The 21,667-nt window shown below is 63.6% G+C and carries 16 protein-coding genes and 2 pseudogenes; 6 read left to right on the top strand and 12 right to left on the bottom strand.

What is annotated here, in order from left to right; all coding sequences use genetic code 11:
• Positions 1 to 532: 532 nt before the first annotated feature.
• Positions 533 to 772, top strand: a complete 240-nt coding sequence (locus tag ECTOBSL9_RS16375; RefSeq protein WP_082829713.1) for an addiction module protein — start codon at positions 533 to 535, stop codon at positions 770 to 772.
• A complete protein-coding gene (locus tag ECTOBSL9_RS16370; RefSeq protein ID WP_082829712.1) occupies positions 769 to 1,068 on the top strand; it encodes a type II toxin-antitoxin system RelE/ParE family toxin in 300 nt (99 codons plus the stop codon). Before ECTOBSL9_RS16375 ends, ECTOBSL9_RS16370 begins: the two co-directional genes overlap by 4 nt.
• Positions 1,069 to 1,134: 66 nt before the next feature.
• Here ECTOBSL9_RS16370 and ECTOBSL9_RS16365 read toward each other — a convergent pair.
• From ECTOBSL9_RS16365 to ECTOBSL9_RS03510, 4 genes and pseudogenes are all read right to left on the bottom strand, one after another.
• Positions 1,135 to 1,389 (bottom strand): annotated as a pseudogene (locus ECTOBSL9_RS16365) (Txe/YoeB family addiction module toxin).
• Positions 1,386 to 1,579: pseudogene (locus tag ECTOBSL9_RS03525) on the bottom strand (type II toxin-antitoxin system Phd/YefM family antitoxin); the annotation flags it as partial. The pseudogenes ECTOBSL9_RS03525 and ECTOBSL9_RS16365, both read right to left, overlap by 4 nt.
• Positions 1,580 to 1,615: 36 nt before the next feature.
• A protein-coding gene (locus ECTOBSL9_RS03520) for an IS3 family transposase (protein ID WP_371259014.1) occupies positions 1,616 to 3,057 on the bottom strand; the annotation gives its coding sequence in 2 pieces (ribosomal slippage) (positions 1,616 to 2,709 and positions 2,709 to 3,057; 1,443 coding nt in all).
• A gap of 155 nt (positions 3,058 to 3,212) precedes the next feature.
• Positions 3,213 to 4,466 carry an IS256 family transposase gene (locus tag ECTOBSL9_RS03510; RefSeq protein WP_063465985.1) on the bottom strand — a complete coding sequence of 418 codons (1,254 nt, stop codon included), beginning with the start codon at positions 4,464 to 4,466 and terminating at the stop codon, positions 3,213 to 3,215.
• Positions 4,467 to 4,822: 356 nt separating this feature from the next.
• Here ECTOBSL9_RS03510 and ECTOBSL9_RS03505 point away from each other — a divergent pair, with 356 nt between their 5' ends.
• The 3 genes from ECTOBSL9_RS03505 to ECTOBSL9_RS03500 are packed head-to-tail and all read left to right on the top strand — an operon-like array spanning position 4,823 to position 6,046.
• The gene (locus ECTOBSL9_RS03505) at positions 4,823 to 5,599 is read left to right on the top strand and encodes a sulfite exporter TauE/SafE family protein (RefSeq protein WP_205631989.1); all 777 of its coding nucleotides are present in this window, start codon (positions 4,823 to 4,825) and stop codon (positions 5,597 to 5,599) included.
• Positions 5,600 to 5,642: 43 nt separating this feature from the next.
• Positions 5,643 to 5,828: a type II toxin-antitoxin system HicA family toxin gene (locus tag ECTOBSL9_RS16360; protein WP_082829711.1), complete on the top strand. Its 186-nt coding sequence runs from the start codon at positions 5,643 to 5,645 to the stop codon at positions 5,826 to 5,828.
• Between the two features lie 8 nt (positions 5,829 to 5,836).
• The gene (locus ECTOBSL9_RS03500; RefSeq protein WP_063463900.1) at positions 5,837 to 6,046 is read left to right on the top strand and encodes a type II toxin-antitoxin system HicB family antitoxin; all 210 of its coding nucleotides are present in this window, start codon (positions 5,837 to 5,839) and stop codon (positions 6,044 to 6,046) included.
• 47 nt (positions 6,047 to 6,093) lie between these two features.
• On the opposite strand, the gene ECTOBSL9_RS03495 is transcribed toward ECTOBSL9_RS03500, so the two are convergent.
• The 8 genes from ECTOBSL9_RS03495 to ECTOBSL9_RS03460 form a co-directional block, all read right to left on the bottom strand.
• The gene (locus tag ECTOBSL9_RS03495) at positions 6,094 to 7,419 is read right to left on the bottom strand and encodes a TRAP transporter large permease subunit (protein ID WP_063463899.1); all 1,326 of its coding nucleotides are present in this window, start codon (positions 7,417 to 7,419) and stop codon (positions 6,094 to 6,096) included.
• Complete coding sequence (locus ECTOBSL9_RS03490; RefSeq protein ID WP_063463898.1) at positions 7,409 to 7,966, bottom strand: TRAP transporter small permease subunit; 558 nt, start codon at positions 7,964 to 7,966, stop codon at positions 7,409 to 7,411. Before ECTOBSL9_RS03490 ends, ECTOBSL9_RS03495 begins: the two co-directional genes overlap by 11 nt.
• A 66-nt stretch (positions 7,967 to 8,032) precedes the next feature.
• The gene (locus ECTOBSL9_RS03485) at positions 8,033 to 9,151 is read right to left on the bottom strand and encodes a TRAP transporter substrate-binding protein (RefSeq protein ID WP_063463897.1); all 1,119 of its coding nucleotides are present in this window, start codon (positions 9,149 to 9,151) and stop codon (positions 8,033 to 8,035) included.
• A gap of 225 nt (positions 9,152 to 9,376) precedes the next feature.
• A complete protein-coding gene (locus ECTOBSL9_RS03480; RefSeq protein ID WP_063463896.1) occupies positions 9,377 to 10,243 on the bottom strand; it encodes an SDR family NAD(P)-dependent oxidoreductase in 867 nt (288 codons plus the stop codon).
• 5 nt (positions 10,244 to 10,248) lie between these two features.
• Entirely contained in the window at positions 10,249 to 10,740 is a 492-nt protein-coding gene (locus ECTOBSL9_RS03475) for a glutathione peroxidase (protein ID WP_063463895.1), read from the bottom strand.
• A gap of 146 nt (positions 10,741 to 10,886) precedes the next feature.
• Positions 10,887 to 12,353, bottom strand: coding sequence for a glutamate synthase subunit beta (locus ECTOBSL9_RS03470; RefSeq protein ID WP_063463894.1), 1,467 nt, complete (start codon positions 12,351 to 12,353; stop codon positions 10,887 to 10,889).
• A complete protein-coding gene (gene gltB, locus ECTOBSL9_RS03465; protein WP_063463893.1) occupies positions 12,346 to 17,019 on the bottom strand; it encodes a glutamate synthase large subunit in 4,674 nt (1,557 codons plus the stop codon). Before gltB ends, ECTOBSL9_RS03470 begins: the two co-directional genes overlap by 8 nt.
• 235 nt (positions 17,020 to 17,254) lie before the next feature.
• Positions 17,255 to 20,647, bottom strand: coding sequence for a mechanosensitive ion channel domain-containing protein (locus tag ECTOBSL9_RS03460; protein ID WP_063463892.1), 3,393 nt, complete (start codon positions 20,645 to 20,647; stop codon positions 17,255 to 17,257).
• Between the two features lie 103 nt (positions 20,648 to 20,750).
• On the opposite strand from ECTOBSL9_RS03460, the gene ECTOBSL9_RS03455 reads away from it, so the two are divergent.
• Positions 20,751 to 21,665 (top strand): patatin-like phospholipase family protein, encoded by a 915-nt coding sequence (locus ECTOBSL9_RS03455; RefSeq protein ID WP_063463891.1) that lies wholly within the window; start codon positions 20,751 to 20,753, stop codon positions 21,663 to 21,665.
• Positions 21,666 to 21,667: the final 2 nt, after the last annotated feature.

The following is a 21,667-nucleotide window of genomic DNA, read 5'->3' as shown; positions in this document are numbered from 1 at the left end:
GCTACTATGCCGTTTGCTGACTTCTGCCTCATCACGCCAAGCGTTACCGGTTGGCGCGCTGGCCGGGTCGCGGTAGGGTCCGGTGGTGATTCCTGCCCTTTCGGGCTGGCCCACAGTCCGGCTCCCATGGCGACCACAGTCCCGGTAGGGTTCGATGGTCATTCCGGCCCTTTCGAGCCGGCCCTCAGTTCGACTCCCATAGGGGACACGGGCCGCAAGTGAGACAGATCTCCCCGAATAAGAACATGAACTTTCAGTGCACAACCGCCGCATTTACCCTATCCCCTGCACCTGATGGGCTTCGTCACCTTGTGTTGGCTCGAGTCCAAAGTGTGGACATCTCAGGTACTCCTACAGGGGACTTTCACCCCATCAGTTCATGCCCATGTCGGGCGTACACAAATCAAAGCACGCGGACGCAGCATAGCTGCGCCGGTGTTTGAAGCGTTATGTGCTTTGAGAGATGTTCTAGCTTCATTTCTACAGCGTAGCGTAGTAGAGTGTAAACGAATAAATATTAAGTGAGGTAGTTATGGCTATTTCCGCAGAAATTGTTGAAGCAGAAGCACTTTCTCTTCCCAGAGAGGATAGAACTCGCTTGGTAGTACACCTGTTAGAGAGCATTGAGGGGCGCCCCGGTTCTGACCCCCGACAAGTGGAGCAAGCTTGGCTGGCTGAGGCTAGTCGGAGGTATCAAGCCTATCTTCGCGGTGAAGAGCAAGCTATCCCTGCTGAAGACGTATTTACTGATCTACAGGCAGATGATCGTTGAAACCCGTTCGTTTCGTTGAATCCGCCCGTGAAGATGTTCAGCGGGAAAAAAGCTATTATCGCAAAATCAGCCCTGAGTTAGCTCAAAAGTTTCAAAACGCGGTAGAGAGCGCTGTTGAAGCTGCCGCAAGCCAACCGTTAGCAATGCAAATTCTTGCGCATGAAGTGCGGCGTTGGCCTCTCGAAACATTTCCTCATGGGGTGCTCTACCGCAATGAAGATGAATTCATTCTTGTGCTTGCAGTGTTTCATCCAAAGCAAGCGCCAGGGAAGTGGCGAGAATTGGCACGCACATAACAAGGCACAGCAGTCGGTCCTCGCGGTGCTCGGCTGCTGTTTGCGGCGTTAAATCAGTGCGTTAAATCAGTAGTGGTACTGGAACTGGGCGAGGAGCAAAGCGTCATCAGTGACTTTGTAGACCATGCGGTGCTCGTCGTTAATTCGGCGAGACCAATAACCAGCGAAAATGTGTTTGAGTGGTTCTGGCTTTCCCACGCCCTCGAATGGCTCTCGTTTCGTCGCATTGATTAACTTGTTGATTCGGATCAGGAGCTTTTTGTCCGTTTACTGCCAGTACAGATAATCTTCCCAGGCGTTTTCGGAGAAGATGAGTTTCATTCAAGAAGTTCCTTTTCCTGGCCGCCGCCTTGCTCTAGCTCGACAACGGACTCTAACAAACGACGGGCGTTCTTAGGGGCGCGCAGGAGATATGCGGTCTCTTGCAACGCCTCATAGTCGTCAAGAGAGATCATAACCACGGATCCGGCTTGCTCCGGGTGATGATCACCGGAGAATGGTCTTCGCAGACCGGAACGTGTCAATGGTTTTGCGACACCCGGGGACGTTAATTTAGTGTGCAGGCTACGGGTTCGCTGGGGGGTGTTTTCTCCTCAGGTGGCGGGTTGATCCAGACAGCGGTCGGCATCGGCGGCAGTCGGGGCCGCATGCTCTTGAACCGGTTGGGGTTGGCCAGGAAGGCGGCGTCAAGCGTGACCTGGCGGATGACCCGAAGGTCGGCGGCCAAGCCGTAGTGGACGCTGTGCGGGGTCATGTAGCCGATGCCGCTATGGCGGTGCTCGGCGTTGTACCAGGCAAAGAAGGTTTGGCAGTGGGCTCGTGCGTCCTCGATGCAGCCGAAGCGCTGAGGGAATCCGGGCCGATACTTCATGGTTTTGAACTGCGACTCGGAGAACGGGTTGTCGTCCGAGACGTGAGGTCGGCTGTGGCTCTTGACGACATCGAGGTCGACCAGCAGGCTGGCGACCGGCTTGGAGCGCATGGCCGCACCCCGGTCGGCGTGCAGGGTCAGCATGCCGGGCTCAACGTTGTGCCGCGCCACCGTGTCGGCGATGAGCTGCTGGGCGAGCTCAGAGGACTCCCGGGGGGCGATGAGCCAGCCCACGACGAAGCGGCTGTAGATGTCCAGGATCACGTAGAGATGGAAGCAGGTCCACTTCGCGGGCCCCTTGAGTTTCGTGATATCCCACGACCAAACGCGATTGGGCGCTGTGGCCAGCAGTTCGGGCTTGGCATAGACCGGGTGCGTGAGCTGGTTGCGCCGCTCGCCGCTGGCGCCGTTGGCCGCCAGTAGCCGGTACATGGTGCGCACTGAGCCAACGTAGACGCCCTCGTCGAGCAGCGTGGCGTGCACGGCCGCCGGCGCGGTATCGGCGAAGCGTTCGCTGTTCAGGGTGTCCAGGACCGTCTGCCGTTCGTTGGCATCCAGGGCCATAGGCGGCGGAGGCCGAGGTGCCCGCGGCCGGGGCGGCCCCATGACCGTGCGCCGGTGCACGCGGACTTTGTGGCGTGCAGGTTCGCCACGCCCAAGGCCCATGGCGCGACATGCCGCGCCGACGCCGAGCGAGGGGGTGAGTTCCAACGCAGCGGCCATCAGGTGTTCCCGTGCTTGTCGGTGGTGGCCAGCAGATCCAGCAGCGCAGTAACTTTTTTTTGGACCTCGATCACCAGGCGCGCTTTGTCGAGTTCGACGCGCAGCGTGTCGCGCTCACGGGTCAGCCGGGCAATCTGCTGTGCATCAATGCGCGCGCCAGCGTCCACCTTGGGGCCGCGTTTTTGGGGCGCCAGTGCCGCCAGGTCTGCGGCCTCACGCTGGCGCCGCCAAGTGCTCAGGGACGATGAGTACACGCCCTCGCGGCGCATCAGCGCACCGATTTCTCCGGGCCGGGTGCATCGGTCAGCAGCCTGTAGAATGCGGCGCTTGTCGGCGTTGGTGAAGGTGCGGCGGCGCGCACGCGGCACCACCTCGGAATCGCTGCCGGGCGGGATCGGCGCCGGTGTCGATCCGGGCGCATCTTCAGTCGCCCTACGGGCTCCTTGCAATGCGCCCGGATCGGAAGGAACGTTCTCTGCGTGCATGGGTACCTTCGACTGCGGGTTGATCTTCATCATACCGAGTTATTGTCAAATCTGGTGTACGGCGGTCAGGCGGCCTTCCTGTCTGACTGATCGATTACTTGCTCTCCGTCCTGGAACTTGACGTTGTTGACGACCAGTTCCAGTTTCTGGAAATGCTTGATGCGTCTCCAGCGCTTCTGGGCACTCTGGAGCAGCTTGAATACCATCGCCAATGTCGTCGCCCGGGATCCGCAGCTCCGGCTGCGCTTGGTCCGCAGGCGAACCGTGGAGAACGTCGATTCCACCGGGTTGGTGGTTCGGATGTGCACCCAATGCTCCGCAGGGTAATCGTAAAATGCCAGCAGCTCATCCCGATCCTTTGCCAGGCAGGCCATCGCCTTGGGGTACTTGGCCTCGAAGCGTTTCAGGGTGCGATCAAAGGCCTGGTGAGCCATTTCTCGGGTCTGCGCCATCCAGATTTCCTGGAGATCGGACTTGACCTTGGGCTGCACCGACTTGGGCAGCTTGTTGAGCACATTCGCTGTCTTGTGGACCCAGCAGCGCTGATGGTCCGTCTGTGGATAGATCTTGCTCAGCGCTGCCCAGAACCCCATGGCACCGTCGCCCACAGCCAACTTGGGGCCGGTGGTGAGGCCGCGCTCCCGCAAGTGGGTCAGCAGCGCCTCCCAGCTATCCGCCGACTCACGGAAGCCATCCTCGACAGCCACCAGCTCCTTGCGGCCATGCTCCGTGACCCCGATGATCACCAGCAGGCACAAGCGGTCATCCATGCGCACCTTGCTGTAGATGCCGTCAGCCCACCAGTAGACGTAGCGGCGGTCTGACAGGTCCTGCTGCCGCCACGCTGTGTGCTCATCCTCCCACTGCTTCTTGAGCCGTGAAACCGTGTTGGCCGAGAGCCCCTTGGCCTTCTCACCCAGCAATGCCCTCAGGGCCTCCTGGTAGTCCCCGGTGGAGACCCCCTTCAGGTAGAGCCAGGGGATCAACTCCTCAACGCTGCGAGCCCGCTTCAGGTAGGGCGGCAGCAGACTGCTGTTGAAGCAGGCGCCACCGCCACTGCGGTCACGCACCTTGGGCACCTGGACGCTGACATCACCGATCCCGGTCTGCACCGTGCGCTCGGGCAGGTAGCCATTGCGAACCACCGCCTGGCGCCCATCGTCGAGGCGCTGCTCGGCATGCTGCGCCAGGAAAGTGGCCAGTTCGGCCTCGACCGCCTGGGCAATCAGGTCGCGGGCACCCTGGCGCAGCAGCTCGTGCAGCGGATCCGTGGCCTGCGGTTCTGGTTGTGAAACAGCTTGAAGGGTAGACTTGGTCATGGCGTATCCGCTTTTGTTGATTGAGATCTTGGTCGTGATCAATCAACAGGATACGCCACCTTCACTTCCTTCCCCCATACACCAGATCTGAGCTTAACTCCATCATACCTACCTCTTTGCTCACTGATCTCTCGGGGGTAGGTGTCGCAGGTCATATTGGCACGGGGGGGACCTGTTCCATAGTTTTTGCTAGGTTGGCTCTGGCGGCTTTACAGCGACCGATTTTCCGCCTCTTCACCGCTCAAAACCGGCGCGTGAGCGGGACGTTAGGCGAAAAAACTTAAAAGGAGAAAGGAAGATGGCCAGATTTCATCTGGAGCGATGTTCAGGATCGTCCCCCCCAGAGGAGCACGCGCGTGGCTCTGGAACCGCTTAGCATCCTGATCATCGCCACGGCGGCCTTCTTCGCTGGCATCATCAATGCCCTGGCCGGTGGCGGCAGTTTCCTTACCCTGCCGGCTCTGGTGTTTACCGGTGTGCCCCCGGTGGCGGCCAATGCCACTGGCACGGCGGCTCTGCTGCCGGGCTATCTGGCCAGTGCCTGGGCCTATCGGGATCTCATCAAGGCCCCGGCGGGGTTGTCGGTGCTGGCGGTGGTGGTCATCGGTGCCGTGGGGGGCGCTGCGGGTGCCTTGCTGCTGCTGGCCACCTCGGATCAGGCCTTCCGGGTGATCGTGCCCTGGCTGCTGCTGTTTGCCACGGTGTTGTTCGCCTTCGGGCCGCGTCTGCATGGGTTTCTGTCCCGGCGTGCGGGGCGTGGCCATGGCCTCTGGGGTCGGGTGGGGGTGCTGGCCGTGTGCGGCTATGGCGGGTATTTCAACGGTGGCATGGGCATCGTCATGCTGGCCATGTTCCGCCTGCTGGGTGTGCATGACCTGAACGTGGCCAACGGCCTGAAAAACCTGCTCTCCGCCGTGCTCACCGTGATTGCCGTGGCCATCTTCGTGGCTGGCGGCGCCATCTCCTGGCCGGAACTGCCCCCCATGGCCCTGGCCGCCGTCCTGGGCGGCTTCGCTGGCGCCCGCATCGGCCGGCGCCTGCCGCCGAATGTCTTGCGCAACGGCATTGTTCTCGTGGGGGCGATCACCACGGTGATCTTTTTTGTCGATGTATACCGGTCCGGGCCTACGTAATTCAGGCTACTCCAGGACATACGGATGGGATAATCTAGAACGGATGAAAGTACGCGATATTCTCCGGAAATTGAAGGAAGACGGGTGGTACCAACACTCAACACGGGGTAGTCACCGGCAATTCAAGCATCCCTCTAAACCCGGCAGGGTGACAGTGCCAGGAAAACCCGGAGATGATTTGGCTGTCGGAACGGTGGACAGCATTTGCAAACAGGCTGGCTGGAAATAGGTGCTGCTATGAAGTACGCAATCGTCATTGAAAAGGCAGAAAAAAACTACTCAGCCTATGTGCCCGATTTGCCGGGCTGTATTGCCACCGGGGCAAGCATCGAAGAGGTCGAGCAGCAGATTCGGGAGGCGATCGAGTTTCACCTTGACGGTATGCGAGAAGACGGGGAGCCCATTCCACCGCCGAGCAGCCACGTTGAGTACGTCGAAGTCGCCTGATCACGCAGGGGGTGGCTCTGGCTGGCAGGCCCAACGGCCTCCAGCCATCACCACCCGATCGCCTCGGGCAGCCACAGGGCGATCTGCGGGAAGGCCACCAGCAGCCCCAGGGCGGCCAGCTGGATGATCACGAAGGGGATGGCGCCCTTGTAGATGTCCGTGGTCTTGATGCCTCGGGGCGCCACCCCCTTCATGAAGATCAGCGACCATCCGAACGGCGGCGTGAGGAACGAGGTCTGCAGGTTCATGGCGATCAGGATGGCGATCCACACCATGGAGAACTCCGGGTAGCCCGCCAGGAAGGGCATGAACAGCGGCACCACGATGTAGGTGATCTGAATCCACTCCAGGAAAAACCCTAGCAGGAAGATCAGCAGCAGCATGAACAGCAGCGTGCCGTAGGGTCCGCCGGGCACCCAGTCAAACATGGCCTCCACCAGGAACTCTCCATCCAGCCCCCGGAAGGCCAGGGCGAACACCTGCGAGGCGATCAGCACGAAAAACACCATGGCGGTGATGCGCACCGTGACCTTCAGGGTCTCGGACATCACCGGTCGGCTCAACCGCCCCATCACCGCCGCCACCACCACGGCACCCACCGCGCCCACGGCAGCTGCCTCGGTGGGGGCCGCGATGCCACCGATGATGGCCCCCAGCACCGCCAGCACCAAGGCCAGCGGGGGCAGTACCGAGGTGAACAGGTCCCGGATCAATTGACGGGTGCTCATGGCTGCCCGCTCGGCCGCATCCAGGGCCGGCACGTCGGCGGAATAGAACCAGGCCAGCACGAACAGGTACAGCACGTACAGGGTGGCCAGCAGCAGCCCCGGGATCAGGGCCGCGGCAAACAGGCTGCCCACCGAGAGGTTCATGGTGTCTGCCAGCACCAGCAGCACCAGGCTTGGAGGAATGATCTGACCCAGGGTGCCCGAGGCGCATATGGTGCCGCAGGCCACGGTGGGTTTGTAGCCGCGCCTGAGTAGCGTGGGCAGGGCCATCAGGGTGAGGGTGACAATGGCCGCCCCCACGATGCCGGTGGCCGCTCCCATGAGTACACCCACCATGATCACCGCCAGGGCCATGCCACCGGGCAGGGCACCGCTGGCATGGCCGATCACCTCCAGCATGCGCTCGGCCACCCGGGTCTTGTCCAGCATCACGCCCATGAAGACGAATAAGGGGATGGCCAGCAGGGTGTAATTGGTGATGGTGCCGAAGATGCGGGCGGGCAGCAGTTCGAACAACCAGCCTTCAAAGCCGATGAAGCCGAAGATGAAGCCCACTGCCGCCACGGCAAAAGCCACCGGTATCCCGGTCAGCACCAGGACGAAGAAGGCGACCACCATCATCAGGGCGATGTACTCAAGCGGCATGATCGGCGCTCCCTGCGTGGTGACGACGTGCATGGCGGTAATGGAAGACCAGGCGCCGACCAATGCGCAGCAATTGTCGCAATGACTCGATGAGAATCAGCGCAAAGCCCACCAGGATCATGGCCTTGGGCAGGAACAGCCAGGGCATGCCGCCGGCATTGGGTGAGCCTTCACCGCGCACGTAGGAGATCTGCACGAAAGGCCAGGTGTAGTAAAGAACCAGCAGGGAGACGGGGATGGCCACCAGCAGCATGGTGATGCCATCCAGCCAGAGCTTGCCCACGCGGCTGAGGTGATGGGAGAACACATCCACCCGCACGTGCTCATCGGAGCGCATGGCATAGGCGATGCCCGTCATCACCGTGAGGGACAGCACATACCATTCCAGTTCCTGGGACCAGACACTGCCCATGCCCAGGGCATAGCGGGCCGCCATGTTGGCGAAGACCAGCAGCACCAGAGCCGCCATGCTGATGGCTGCTATCCAGCCAGCCAGGCGGGTCACCTGGTTCAGGGCGCGTTCGATGCGCAGCAGGAGTCGGGACATGAATGCCTCCCAGGCAGCATGAAGCCCCTCTCCCGCAAAGGGGAGAGGGGCTGGGGTGAGAGCGGGTTATCCCAGGATCTTTTGCCCCAGATCCCGGATCTGGGTCTGGAACATGGTCTCCGAGTTGGCCTGCCAGCGGTCGTGGCGGGCCTTGAACCTGAAATAGCTCTCGTGGACCTTGCGGGTGAGCTCATCGTCCGCGGCGCGGTCGCTGAGGATATCCCGGGTGGCCTCCAGCAGGGCCTCGATTACATCGTCGGGCACCGGGCCGAACTGCACCCCATGGTTGTTCACCAGGTCGTCCAGGGCATCGGCGTTGCGGGCCTCCAGCCAGGCATGGGAGGTGATGTTGCAGGCTGCGGCGGCGTTGCGCATCACCGCCTGCAGGTCCTTGGGCAGGGAATCCCAGGCGCGACGGTTCACCACCACCTCGGTGCTGGTGGCCGGCTCATGCCAGCCGGAGGAATAGTAGTACTTGGCGGCCCGATGCAGGCCCAGTTCCCGATCGGAATAGGGGCCCACCCACTCGGCGGCATCGATGGCGCCGCGTTCCAGGGCAGCGAACAATTCGCCACCGGGCAGCAGTCGCGCATTGGCGCCGATGGCGTTGTAGATGTCCCCGGCCAGGCCCGGCATGCGGATGTTCAGTCCCCGGAAATCCCGTACGCTCTCCACCGGTTCACGGAACCAGCCCATGGGCTGTACCCCGGTGCAGCCCACCACCAGGGGGATCAGGTCAAAGGGTTCGTACACCTCCCGGTAGAGTTCGTAACCGCCGCCCTCGTTCAGCCAGGCATTGTGGCCCTGGAAGGTCATGCCGAAGGGAACGGTGGTGAAATACTGGGCGGCGAAGGACTTGCCGGCCCAGTAATAGGCGCAGCCGTGGTTGAGCTGCACCTGACGGCCGGAGGAGGCGGCGTCAAAGCCTTCGAAGGCGGGTACCAGTTCGTTGGCCGAATAGACGCGGATGCGGATACGCCCGTCCGACATTTCCTCCACCCGCCGGGCGAAATCCGTGGCACTGCCCGGGCCGGTCTGGAAGAAGGGCAGCCCACTGGGCCATGTGGTGGTCATGCGCCAGTTGAAGCGATCGCGGGCCTTGACGATGGCGGGCGCGCCCAGCACGGCGGCGCCCGTGGCGACTGCCGTGCCTGCCTTGAGAAAGTCGCGACGTTTGATGGACATGGGGGTGGTCTCCTCGGTGGTCTGTATTCTTGTCATCGGTTTTACCGGCTCTTGGGCCAGGGAAAATATGACGCATCCGGGTCGCAGATGCCAGACGGCGTGATTTGCCAGCGTGCTGGAGGAGAAGGGTGGGATGGGGGGGGGCGCATTGGGTCGCGCCCCTGATCCTTGAATGTTCTGGGCTGTGCCCGCGTGCAGGGGCCCGTCTGCGGGGCGGAGTGGGCGTTACGGCGGGGTGATGAGGCCGTCGGTGGCCTCCAGAATCCGCTGGTTCATCGCCGGATCCCTGGCCTGCGCCGGGGCCTTCAAGGGGCCCTTGCGGGAGAGATACTGCCCGGTCAGCTGGGCGCACTCCGGCGCAGTGGCGTAGTGGATCACACCCTGTGCGGCGCGCTCTGCCGGAGGGATGGCCCATCCCAGCCAGCGAGCCACGGCACGCCAGAAGGCGTTCTGGGCGCCATCGGTGCCACCCAGATTGGACATGAACACCCCCGGGAAGACGCAGTTCACGGTGACTCCGGTGCCCTCCAGCTGGCGCGCCAGTGCGAAGGTGGTGTGCAGCATCCCCAGCTTGGATTGTCCGTAGGCCTGCATCATGCGGTAGCGCCGCTTCTCCCAGTTGAGGTCGTCCAGGTCCATGGCTGTGTTGAACCGGGTGCCTACGTTGATGATCCGTGCCGGAGCGCTGGCCTTGAGGCGGGGTAGCAGCAACCGGGTGAGCAGCAGGGGGGCCACATGGTTGATGGCCAGGGCTTTTTCGATGCCATCCTGGGTGAGGCGTCGCTCCGGGAAGGCGCTGCCGGCATTGTTGATGAGCAGGTGCAGGGCCTTGAAGTCGCGCTTGAAATGCGCGGCCACACGACGCACATCCGCCTGTTCCGTGAGATCGCCGGCGATCAGATAGATGTCTTCATTGCCGGTTTCGGCACGGATCTCCCAGCGGGCCTGTTCGCCGCGGGGCAGGGAGCGGCAGACCATCACCAGGGTCATGCCCCGACGCGCCAGGTCCATGGCGATGGCCTTGCCCAGGCCGGAGTTGGCGCCGGTGATCAGGGCAGTTTGTTGAGTGGGGTCGGAGGAGGCGGTATTCATGGGTGTCACAGCAGCCGCTCGATGTCCTTGGCGATGTCCTTGGGGTCCGTGTTGGGGGCATATCGCCGGGTCACCCAGCCCTCACGGTCCACCAGGAACTTGGTGAAGTTCCATTTGACGGCCTGTGAGCCCATCAGGCCCGGCGCCTGGGCCTTGAGGTGCTGGTAGAGGGGGTGGGCGTTGTTGCCGTTTACCTCCACCTTGGCAAACATGGGAAAGTTCGCCTGAAACCGTGTACTGCAGAACTCGGCGATCTGGGATTCATCCCCGGGTTCCTGATTGCCGAACTGGTTGCAGGGAAAGCCCAGGACGTCGAAACCGCGCTCATGGAAACGATCCTGCAGGGCCTGCAGGCCACTGTACTGGCGCGTGAAACCGCATTGACTGGCCACGTTGGTGATCAGCAGGACCCTTCCGGCAAATTCCGACAGCGGGCGGGGGTTGCCCTGGATGTCGGTGGCCTCGAAGTCATACACGGAGGGGGTGGTCTCTGGCATGGGCTGTGCTCCCTGGGCGGTGGTACGTGCCATCCCGAGGGGATGGGTCGTGATGCCTTGAGAGTGCCCGATGTGGGGGTGGGGGTAAAGCCGTAACAAGCCCCTCTCCCGCCAGCGGGAGAGGGGGTGGGGTGAGGGTGGTGGGCTTACCGCGGCAGGTCGGTGCGGCCCATCAGCCACTGATCCACCGAGCGGGCGCACTGGCGTCCCTCGCGGATGGCCCAGACCACCAGGGACTGGCCGCGACGCATGTCGCCGGCGGCGAACACGCCCTCGGCGCTGGTGTGGTAGGCCTGCTCGCCCTCGGTGCTGCCCTTCACGTTGCCGCGGGCATCCAGTTCCAGATTGGCCTTGTCCTTCAACTCAGCCAGCATGCCTTCCTGCACGGGATGCACGAAGCCCATGGCCAGCAGCACGAGATCGCAGCGGATCTCCTGCTCGGTGCCGGGCACCTCGCTCATCTGGAAACGACCCTCGGCGTCCTTCTCCCACTTCACGGTGACCACCTTGGCGGCCTTCACATTGCCATGACCGTCGTCGATGAAGCCCTTGGTGGCGATATTCCACATGCGGTCACAGCCTTCCTCCTGAGAGCTGGAGGTGCGCATGCGGTTGGGCCAGTCGGGCCAGGTGAGGCCCTTGTCTTCCTTCTGCGGCGGCTTGTCCAGGATCTCCACCTGGGTGACGTGGGCCGCGCCATGACGGTTGGAGGTGCCGATGCAGTCGGAGCCGGTATCGCCGCCACCGATGACCAGCACGTGCTTGCCCTGGGCGCTGATGAAGTCGTCGTCGGGCACGAACACGCCCTGCACCCGCTTGCTGTTGCGGGTGAGGAAGTCCATGGCGAAGTGCACACCGTTGAGCTCCCGGCCGGGAACCGGCAGGTCACGGGGCTTCTCGGAACCACCGGCCAGCACCAGGGCATCGTAATCGTCCTGCAGCCGGGACACGGGGATGTCCACGCCGATATGGGACAGGGTATGGAAACGTACGCCCTCGGTACGCATCTGGGCAATACGCCGGTCGATGTGGTGCTTGTCCATCTTGAAGTCCGGGATGCCATAGCGCAGCAGACCACCAATACGGTCGGCCTTTTCGAACACGTCCACGTTATGACCGGCCCGGGCCAGTTGCTGGGCACAGGCCAGACCGGCCGGGCCGGAACCCACCACGGCCACGGTCTTGCCGGTGCGCCGATGGGCCACCTGGGGTTTGATCCAGCCCTCTTCCCAGGCCCGGTCGACAATGGCGCACTCGATGGTCTTGATGGTCACCGGCGTGTCGTCGATGTTGAGCGTGCAGGAGGTCTCGCAGGGCGCCGGACAGATGCGCCCGGTGAACTCCGGGAAGTTGTTGGTGGAATGCAGCACCTTGATGGCCTGTTCCCAGTCGTTCCGGTAGACCAGGTCGTTCCAGTCGGGGATCAGGTTGTTCACCGGACAGCCCTGGTGGCAGAAGGGGATGCCGCAGTCCATGCAGCGAGCCCCCTGTTCACGTACCTGGTCGGGCTTCAGGGGAATGACGAATTCCCGGTAGTGCACGATGCGGTCGGCGGCCGGCTCGTAGTGCCGGTCGCGACGGTCGTATTCCATGAATCCGGTTGGCTTACCCATGGTTGGCGCTCCCTTCAAGCGTCTGGCTGGCCTTTGGCGGTTTGTTGGGCTCGGGCGGACGTGCCTTCTGGGCCTGGAGGTCTTCCAGTGCGCGGCGATAATCCACCGGCATCACCTTGACGAAGCGGGGCAGCCAGGCCTCCCAATCGTCCAGAATGGCCCTGGCGCGGGTCGAGCCGGTGTAGTCCAGATGACGCTGGATCAGGCTCTTGAGGCGCTGGGCATCAAAGCGGGTCATGTCGCGGCTCACATCCACGCGGCCGTGGGTTTCCAGGTCCCCGCCCTGGTGATCCCAGGCCTCCAGGGCATCGTCCTCATCGGCGATGGGCTCCAGTTCCACCATGGCCTGGTTGCAGCGGTCGGCAAAGCTGCCGTCCTCGTCCAGGACATAGGCGATGCCCCCGGACATGCCGGCAGCGAAGTTGCGACCGGTGGTGCCCAGGCAGACCACGACACCGCCGGTCATGTATTCGCAGCCGTGGTCGCCCACGCCCTCCACCACCGCGGTGGCGCCGGAGTTGCGCACACAGAACCGCTCACCGGCCACACCGCGGAAGAACACCTCACCGCTGATGGCGCCATAGAGCACCGTGTTGCCCACGATGATGTTGTCCTCGGCCGGATTGATGGCCGAATGGGCCGGCGGATAGATGATGATGCGACCGCCGGAGAGGCCCTTGCCCACGTAGTCGTTGGCCTCGCCTTCCATGTCGATGGTCACGCCCTTGGCCAGCCAGGCCCCGAAGGATTGGCCGCCAGTGCCCTTGGCCTTGATGTGGATGGTGTCGTCCGGCAACCCCGCATGGCCATAACGCTCGGCCACGCGGCCGGAGAGCATGGTGCCCACGGTGCGGTGGTAGTTGCGGATCTGTGCCTGGATCGTCACCGGCTTGCCCTGGCTCAGGGCGGGCTCGGCCTGCTGGATCAGTTCGTGATCCAGGGCCTTGTCCAGGCCGTGATCCTGGAGTTCGCAGTGACGGATGGCCACGTCCGGGCCCACGTCCGGGCGGGTCAGGAGCCTGGTGTAGTCCAGCCCCTCCGCCTTCCAGTGATTGATGGCGCGACGCATTTCCAGGCGGTCTGCCTGACCAATCATCTCGTCCATGGTGCGGAAGCCCAGCCTGGCCATCAGGCGGCGGACCTCTTCGGCCACGAAGAAGAAGTAGTTGATCACGTGTTCGGGCTTGCCGGTGAAGCGCTTGCGCAACTCCGGATCCTGGGTGGCCACGCCCACCGGGCAGGTGTTCAGATGGCATTTGCGCATCATGATGCAGCCTTCCACGATCAGCGGTGCGGTGGCAAAGCCGAACTCGTCGGCCCCCAGCAGGGCGCCGACGACCACGTCACGGCCGGTCCGCAGACCGCCGTCCACCTGCAGGGAAACGCGCCCGCGCAGGCGGTTCATCACCAGGGTCTGATGGGTCTCGGCCAGGCCGATCTCCCAGGAACTGCCGGCGTGCTTGATGGAGGTGAGCGGGCTGGCGCCCGTGCCACCGTCGTAGCCGGCGATGGTGATGTGATCCGCGTGGGCCTTGGAAACGCCCGCGGCCACGGTACCCACACCCACCTCGGAGACCAGCTTCACGGAGACGCGGGCCTTCGGGTTGACGTTCTTCAGGTCGTGGATCAGCTGGGCCAGGTCCTCGATGGAATAGATGTCGTGGTGTGGCGGCGGCGAGATGAGAGCCACCCCGGGGGTGGAATGACGTACCCGGGCAATCTGGGCATTCACCTTGTGGCCGGGCAGCTGGCCGCCCTCGCCGGGCTTGGCGCCCTGGGCCACCTTGATCTGGATGTCGTCGGCGTTCACCAGATATTCGGTGGTCACGCCGAAGCGGCCCGAGGCCACCTGCTTGATGGCGGAACGCTCCGGATTCATGGTGCCATCCGCCAGGGGCAGGAAGCGCTCCGGCTCCTCGCCACCCTCGCCGGTGTTGGACTTGCCGCCGATGGCATTCATGGCCTTGGCCAGGGTGGAATGGGCCTCGTGGGAGATGGAGCCGAAGGACATGGCCCCGGTAGCAAAGCGCTTGACGATCTCCTTGGCCGGTTCCACTTCGTCCAGAGGGATCTCCCGGTCGGCAAAACGGAAGTCCATCAGGCCACGGAAGGTGAGCAGGTTCTCCGTCTGCTCGTTGATCAGGCGGGAGAACTCATCGTAGGTGGCGGCGTCGTTGGCACGGGTGGCGTGCTGCAGCTTGGCGATGGTGTCCGGCGTCCAGACGTGGCTCTCGCCGCGCAGGCGGAAGGCGTAGTCGCCGCCCACGTCCAGCTGGTCGCGGTAGATCTCTGCATGACCATAGGCCTGCTGGTGCCAGCGCACGGCCTCCTCGGCCACCTGGGCCAGACCGATGCCTTCCACGCGGGTCTGGGTGCCGGAGAAGTACTTGTCCACGAAGGGCGTGTTCAGGCCCACGGCGTCGAAGATCTGCGCGCCGCAATAGGACTCCAGGGTGGAGATGCCCATCTTGGACATCACCTTGAGCAGGCCCTTGCCCACCGCCTTGATATAGCGCTTCTGGGCCTCTTCAAAGCTCAGACGCTCGGGCAGGCGGTCCAGCATGGACTGAATGGTGTCAAAGGCCAGGTAGGGGTTGACGGCTTCGGCGCCATAGCCCTCCAGGGTGGCGAAGTGATGCACCTCCAGTGCCGCGCCGGTCTCCACGACGATGCCGGAGCTGGTGCGCAGGCCCTTGTCGATCAGGTGATGATGCACGGCCGAGGTGGCCAGCAGCATGGGGATCGGCACGCGATCCTGGTTGGTGTCGCGGTCGGACAGGATCAGGATGTTGAAACCATCCAGCACCGCCTGTTCCGCCTTGGCGCACAGGGCTTCCAGGGCAGCCCCCATGCCCGCAGACCCCTCGGATGCGGGGTAGCACACATCCAGGGTGCGGGTGCGGAAGGCGCCGCTGGAGTTGTACTCGATGTGACGGATGCGCTCCAGGTCCTGATTGGTGAGCACCGGCTGCGGGGTCTCCAGGCGCCAGTGCTGACCGGCTTCGTTGATGCCCAGCAGGTTGGGGCGCGGCCCAATCATGCACACCAGCGACATGACCAGTTCCTCGCGGATCGGGTCGATGGGCGGGTTGGTCACCTGGGCAAAGTTCTGCTTGAAGTAGTTGGACAGGTTCTTGGGCCGGGTCGAGAGCACCGAGGGTGGGTTGTCCGCACCCATGGAGCCCACGGCCTCCTGGCCGGTGAGCACCATGGGGGTGAGCAGGAACTTGAGATCTTCCTGGGTGTAGCCAAAGGCCTGCTGGTAGTCCAGCAGGGTGGCGTCATCGGGGGCCATGGGGCCCACGCCGGTGGGCAGGTCTTCCAGGCGGATCTGGGTCTTCTTCAGCCACTCGCCGTAGGGGCGGGCCTCGGACAGCTGGGCCTTGACCTCGTCATCACTGATAATGCGGCCTTCTTCCAGGTCGATCAGCAGCATGCGACCGGGTTGCAGGCGCCACTTTTTGACGATGCGTTCCTCGGGGATGTCCAGCACGCCCATTTCCGAGCCCAGGATCACCATGTCGTCGTTGGTGACCAGGTAGCGGGCCGGACGCAGGCCGTTGCGGTCCAGGGTGGCGCCGATCTGACGGCCGTCGGTGAAGCACATGGCGGCGGGGCCGTCCCAGGGCTCCATCAGGGCCATGTGATATTCGTAGAAGGCGCGGCGCTTCTCGTCCATGAGGGTGTTGCCCGACCAGGCCTCGGGGATGAGGATCATCATGGCGTGGGCCAGCGAGTAGCCTCCCATCACCAGCAGTTCCAGGGCGTTGTCGAAGCAGGCGGAGTCGGACTGACCCTCGGGGATCAGCGGCCAGATGGTATCCAGATCATCGCCCAGCACTTCGGAGCGCATGGTGTGGCGGCGGGCCGCCATCCAGTTCACGTTGCCGCGCAGGGTGTTGATCTCGCCGTTGTGGCAGACCATGCGGAAGGGCTGCGCCAGGTCCCAGGTGGGGAAGGTGTTGGTGGAGAAGCGCTGGTGCACCAGCGCCAGGGCACTGACGAAGGTTTCGTCCTGCAGGTCCAGGTAGTAGTGGCCCACCTGACCGGCCAGCAGCATGCCCTTGTAGTTGACCGTGCGGGAGGACATGGAACACACGTAGCAGGCGTCCACGCCGTGCCCCGCATCGCGGATGTCGTTGTCCATGCGCTTGCGGATCACGAACATTTTGCGCTCGAAGGTGTCCTGATCGGGGCAGTTGTCCCCCCGACCGATGAACACCTGGCGCACGACCGGTTCGCTGGGCAGCACGCTCTCGCCCAGGTCGCTGTTGTCCACGGGGACGTCGCGCCAGCCCAGCACGGTCTGGCCGCCTTCCTGGATGTGCGTCTCGATGATCGTCTGCATCTGCTCGCGCAGGCTGGCGTCCTGGGGCAGGAAAATCATGCCCACACCGTAGCGGCCGGCCTCGGGCAGATCGAACCCTACCTTGGAGCGGAAGAAGGCATCCGGAATCTGAACCAGGATACCGGCCCCATCACCTGCCTTGGGGTCGGCGCCGACGGCACCCCGGTGATTGATGCGTTCCAGGATCTCCAGCCCCTGTGCGACGATCCGATGGCTCTTCTCGTTTCTGATGTGGCACACAAAGCCGACACCACAGGCATCGCGCTCCAGGGATGGATCATACAGGCCCTGTTCGGGCGGTAAGGCGTGAAAACTCATCGTTGACCTCGCTGATATCTGGTCGCTGGTCGGCATCCGCGGCAATCTGACGCAGGGGGCTGGCGTTGCAAGGGCTGGGGAGGGCCCACTCTTACAGGCCCGCGCGGAAGGCCATCAACCGGCGGGCTTGGGAGAGTAAAGCTTAACTTTTCATTGTTCCAGTGTTTGTCGCCAAAAGGGCAAGGAATTGAGCAATATGCACTGTTTAAGTGCGCATCTGCGCCATTATGGGGCATTATTGACCCCTTTGAAGGTTGGCTCCGGTGGGGGCCAGGGGTGCCATATCCCGAATATGCAGGTCCATCTGAGGATAAGCAATTTCAATGCCTTCCTGCCGGAAGCGCTTGATGATGGTGGTGTGCAGTTCACTGATGGTGAGCAGCCGCTCTCGTAACTGACAGACATATACCCGTAGTTCGAAGGTGAGGGCACTGTCGCCGAACTTGAGGAAGAATACGGTGGGTTCCGGGTCGTCCAGCACCTGGGGGTTTTCGCGGGCCACTTCCAGCAGGATCTCCCGTACCTTGTCCACATCCGAGTCGTAGCTGACGCCCACCGGGATTACCAGGCGGGTGGTGGTGTCGGACAGGGTCCAGTTGATCAGGCGCTCGGTGATGAAGTTCTTGTTGGGGACGACGATCTCCCGGTTGTCCCAGTCCACGATGGTGGTGGCACGGGTGCGGATGCGGGCCACGGTGCCGCTGTATTCGCCGATGGTAATGGTGTCGCCGACGCGGATGGGGCGTTCCAGCAGCACGATCAGACCCGAGACGAAATTGGCCACCACCTCCTGCAGACCAAAGCCCAGGCCCAGGGTGAGGGCGGCCACCATCCACTGCAGTTCGCTCCAGCGCAGGCCCAGCAGGGAAAAGACGATGATCACCGCGACCACGGCCAGCACGTAGCGCAGCAGCATGGTGATGGTATAGCGACCGGCAGCGTCCAGCGTGGTGCTGCGGGCCAGCAGGATCTCCACCAGGCCCGGCAGGTTGCGCGCCGCCAGGGTGAAGACAATCCCCAGAAAACCCGCCAGCAGGAAGTCCTGCAGGCTCACCCTGCTCAGTATCTCGGTATCGCCCACGGCGATGGTGCGTGACCAGAGGGTGATGCCATCCAGCCAGGTCAGCGCCGGGAGCACATCCGACCAGGCCCAGAACAGGGCCAGGATCATGCCCGCTCCGGTGGTGGTGCGCAGCAGGGTCCGGGTCTGCTGGTTCACGTCTTCCAGGCTCAGGTGGCGCTCGGGGATATCCATGCCGCCCTCGGCACCCACGGTACTGCTGCTCTCCACGGCCGCCGCCTTGGCCCGCTGCTCACGCATGCGACGCAGGAGCAGGCGGGTTTCGCTGAGGATCAGCGCCCGGGCGGCGAGGCTGTAGACCAGCCATACGAGACCCAGCACCATGGCGGTGTCGATGATGCGCGCCATCAGTTCCCCCACGGTGAGCAGGTAACCGGCCAGGGTCAGGACCATCAGGGTCAGGGTAACGGCCATCAGGGTCATGCGCAGCAGGCGTCGGCGCCGTTCCTTCAGTGGGAAGGGTGTGTCCTCGGGAGGCGGTGCCAGCAGGTTCCAGCCCAGCAGGCCGGTGATGATGACGGCGGCCAGCAGGCCCAGACGCCCGAAGATATCGAACACCAGTTCACTGGGGTGCGCGAAGGTGAGGGCCAGGAACAGGATCAGGGCCAGCTGGACCGGGAGGAACCAGGTGAGATGGCGTCGCAGGCGCTGAAGGGTCAGCTCGTTCCAGCCAAAATGGGCACGGGCGACGCCATGGGCCGAGGTGAACAGCAGGACCAGGTGCCCCGCCAGCCACCAGATGGAGGCACTGAAGAGCATGGTGGCCAGTACCTCCACGCCGAATTCCATCTCCGGCATCCATTCCAGGCGCAGCGAGGTGATCATGAGCAGCAGCGGGATGGGGAGCACCCGGACCAGGCTCCACCACAGGGCTTGCACGGTGAGCTTGATGTGATCAGTGAATCGGTGGCGGGTCTTTTCCGCCAGTGCCTTGAGGTGGGCCGGCGTGCCCCGGCCCCAGGCGAAGAGCAGACCCACCACCATCAGCGTGAGCGACATGGCCAGTGGGCTGCCGATGGTTACTTCCCTGAGCGCCCAGCGGATCTCCCGCCACGAGGCAGGGTCCGCCAGGCTGGTGACGGCGCTGGGGGCCCCCATGGCCCAGTCCAGGCTCACCGGCAGGTGGCTGGGCCACCACAGCAGGGTTTCCCTGAGGATCTGTTGCAGTTCGTCCACCAGTGCCACTACCGACCGGGCCCGCAGGTCCGCGTGGCGCAATTGATCCGTGAGCACCTCCTCTGCCTGCAGGTGCGCTGTCAGGGCCTGTTGCTGGATGCGGGCCATCTCCGCCTGGGCAGGATCGTCGACGGTGCTGATGATCGGGCGGGAGGGCAGGCGCGAGGCCTGTTCCCGCAGGTTGATGCTGCGCAGGCGTGCCTGAGACAGTTCCCGTTCGATGGTGGCCAGGGTGAAGCGCACCTCGTCCAGGTCTCGCAGCCGTCGCTGTTCCTCCAGAAACAGTCCACCCAGGGCCTCGTTGAGGCCGCTGACCTCCAGGCGTTCGCGGATATTGATCAGCGTCTGAGTCAGGTCCTGCTCCAGGCGGGTGTAGCGTTCTCGGTCGGCCTGCAATTCCCGGATACGGCTCTGGATGCGGGCGATGTGCTCGAAACGGGCATTCAGCGCCTGGATCTCATCGGCAAAGCGCGTGCGGGCATCCGGTTCCTGGTTCAACAGCCGCTGCAGGTCGCCGCGCAGGCTGCGCAGTTCTTCCGTGGAGCGCTCATTCAGTGCCCGTTGCATCTGGGTGGCCCGCAGGGCCAGCCAGCGGGACTCCAGTTCCAGGGCCCGGACCTCCAGGGCCAGGGTTTCCATGCGCGGAGATAACGTTTGGGCGTCCAGCTGGGCGGCGATGATGCGGGCATCCGCCTGGCGGATCAGTGCCTCGGAGGCGGCTTCCTGTGCCTGGGGCATGTCCACATCATTAGGGGGCTGGGCCTGATCGATGGTGTCCTGTCGCTCGCGACTCAGGCGCTCCAGGGTTTCGGCCTGGTTGCGGGACTGCTCCTCCAGACGACTCAGGGTGAGCCGCTTCTGGTCAAGTTCCAGGGCGGCCTGCTGGCGACGCCGCTCAAGGGTGGTCAGTTCCTGATCGATTTCGTTGATGGTCCGCTCGTCTTCAACGGGTCGCAGGGGGGCTACCGCCTGCCTGATCCGGTCCATGAACTCACTCAGCCGCTCTGGCGTGGCACGGGCCGTGGTGGCCCGATCCAGGGCGCCACGCACACGATCCGCCGCGGACTGCTCCCGCTCCAATGCACTTTGCCAGAGCGCCTGTTCCGTGCTCGCAAGGCTCGCGTCCCCAGCCCGCTGACTCAGGTGTTGTTCGGGGCTTTGCTCCAGCCAGTCTTCGGCGGGGCCGGTGTCAATGGCATCGATCAGGGGGACCAGGCGGTCCTGGCCCGCCTCCATCTCGCCCAGCAGTGCCTCCACCTCCGCCTGGGAGATCTGCGCCATGGGTGCAGGGCCGTGCTCCTGGGCTTGCAGCGGGAATGTCAATGATAGGGTCAGACACAGGATCAGCAGGCTGAGGAGGATGCGGGACATGGTATTCCGGGAGGAGGGCAAGAGGGCATCGCGCTATAAGGGTATCCGCAATGCCACCATTTAAATTATCTTGTGATTATACAATTCGACGGTGCCATCCAGCATGAATGCAACAGACTCCCTGCCCGCTTCTTCCACCGCTCGCACGGTTTCCCTGGTGCTGGGGTCTGGCGGGGCGCGCGGGCTGGCGCATATCGGGGTGATCCAGGAGCTGGAGGCTCAGGGCTATGAGATCCGTGCCATCGCCGGCAGTTCCATGGGGGCGCTGGTGGGGGGGATCTATGCCCTGGGGGAGCTGGATACCTATGCGGAATGGGTCACGGGTCTGGACCAGTCGGATGTACTGGGTCTGCTGGACTGGAGTTTTTCCGGGGGAGGGATCATTCGTGGCGACAAGCTGATGAAGAAGCTCAAGGAACTGGTGGGGGAGAGTGATATCGAGCATCTGCCCATCAGCTACACGGCCGTGGCCGTGGACATCGATCGGGGCCGGGAGATATGGATGAGCGATGGTTCGCTGTTCGATGCCATCCGCGCCTCCATTGCCATCCCGGCGGTCTTCACGCCGCATCGCTACCGGGGACGCACGCTGGTGGATGGTGGCCTGCTCAATCCGGTGCCGGTGGCGCCCACGCTGCGCACGCTGACGGACCTGACCATTGTGGTGGACGTGAATGGCCCGGCCCCCGAGTCCGAACCGGAGTCCGATGGTCGGGGGGCGAACCACAACAAGAATGGGCTGCTGCAGCGGATGCGTGGCTACGTGGAGTCCTTCGGCAACGACACCAGTCCCTCGGCCGCCGAAGGGCTGGCCTTGTCCGAGGTGTTGATGCGCTCCCTGGATACCATGCAGGCCGCCATCACCCGGCAGCACCTGGCGGTCTTCCGACCGGATCTGGTGATCAGCGTGCCCAAGAACGTGTGCATGATCCACGAGTTTCACCGGGCGGGGCCGGTGATCGCCCTGGGGCGCAAACTGGCCCGGGAAGCGCTGCCCAGTGCCCGCCCTGGCGCATAAGG

Source organism: Ectothiorhodospira sp. BSL-9 (genome assembly GCF_001632845.1).
Lineage (GTDB): Bacteria > Pseudomonadota > Gammaproteobacteria > Ectothiorhodospirales > Ectothiorhodospiraceae > Ectothiorhodospira.
This window is presented reverse-complemented; position numbering and strand designations above follow the sequence as displayed.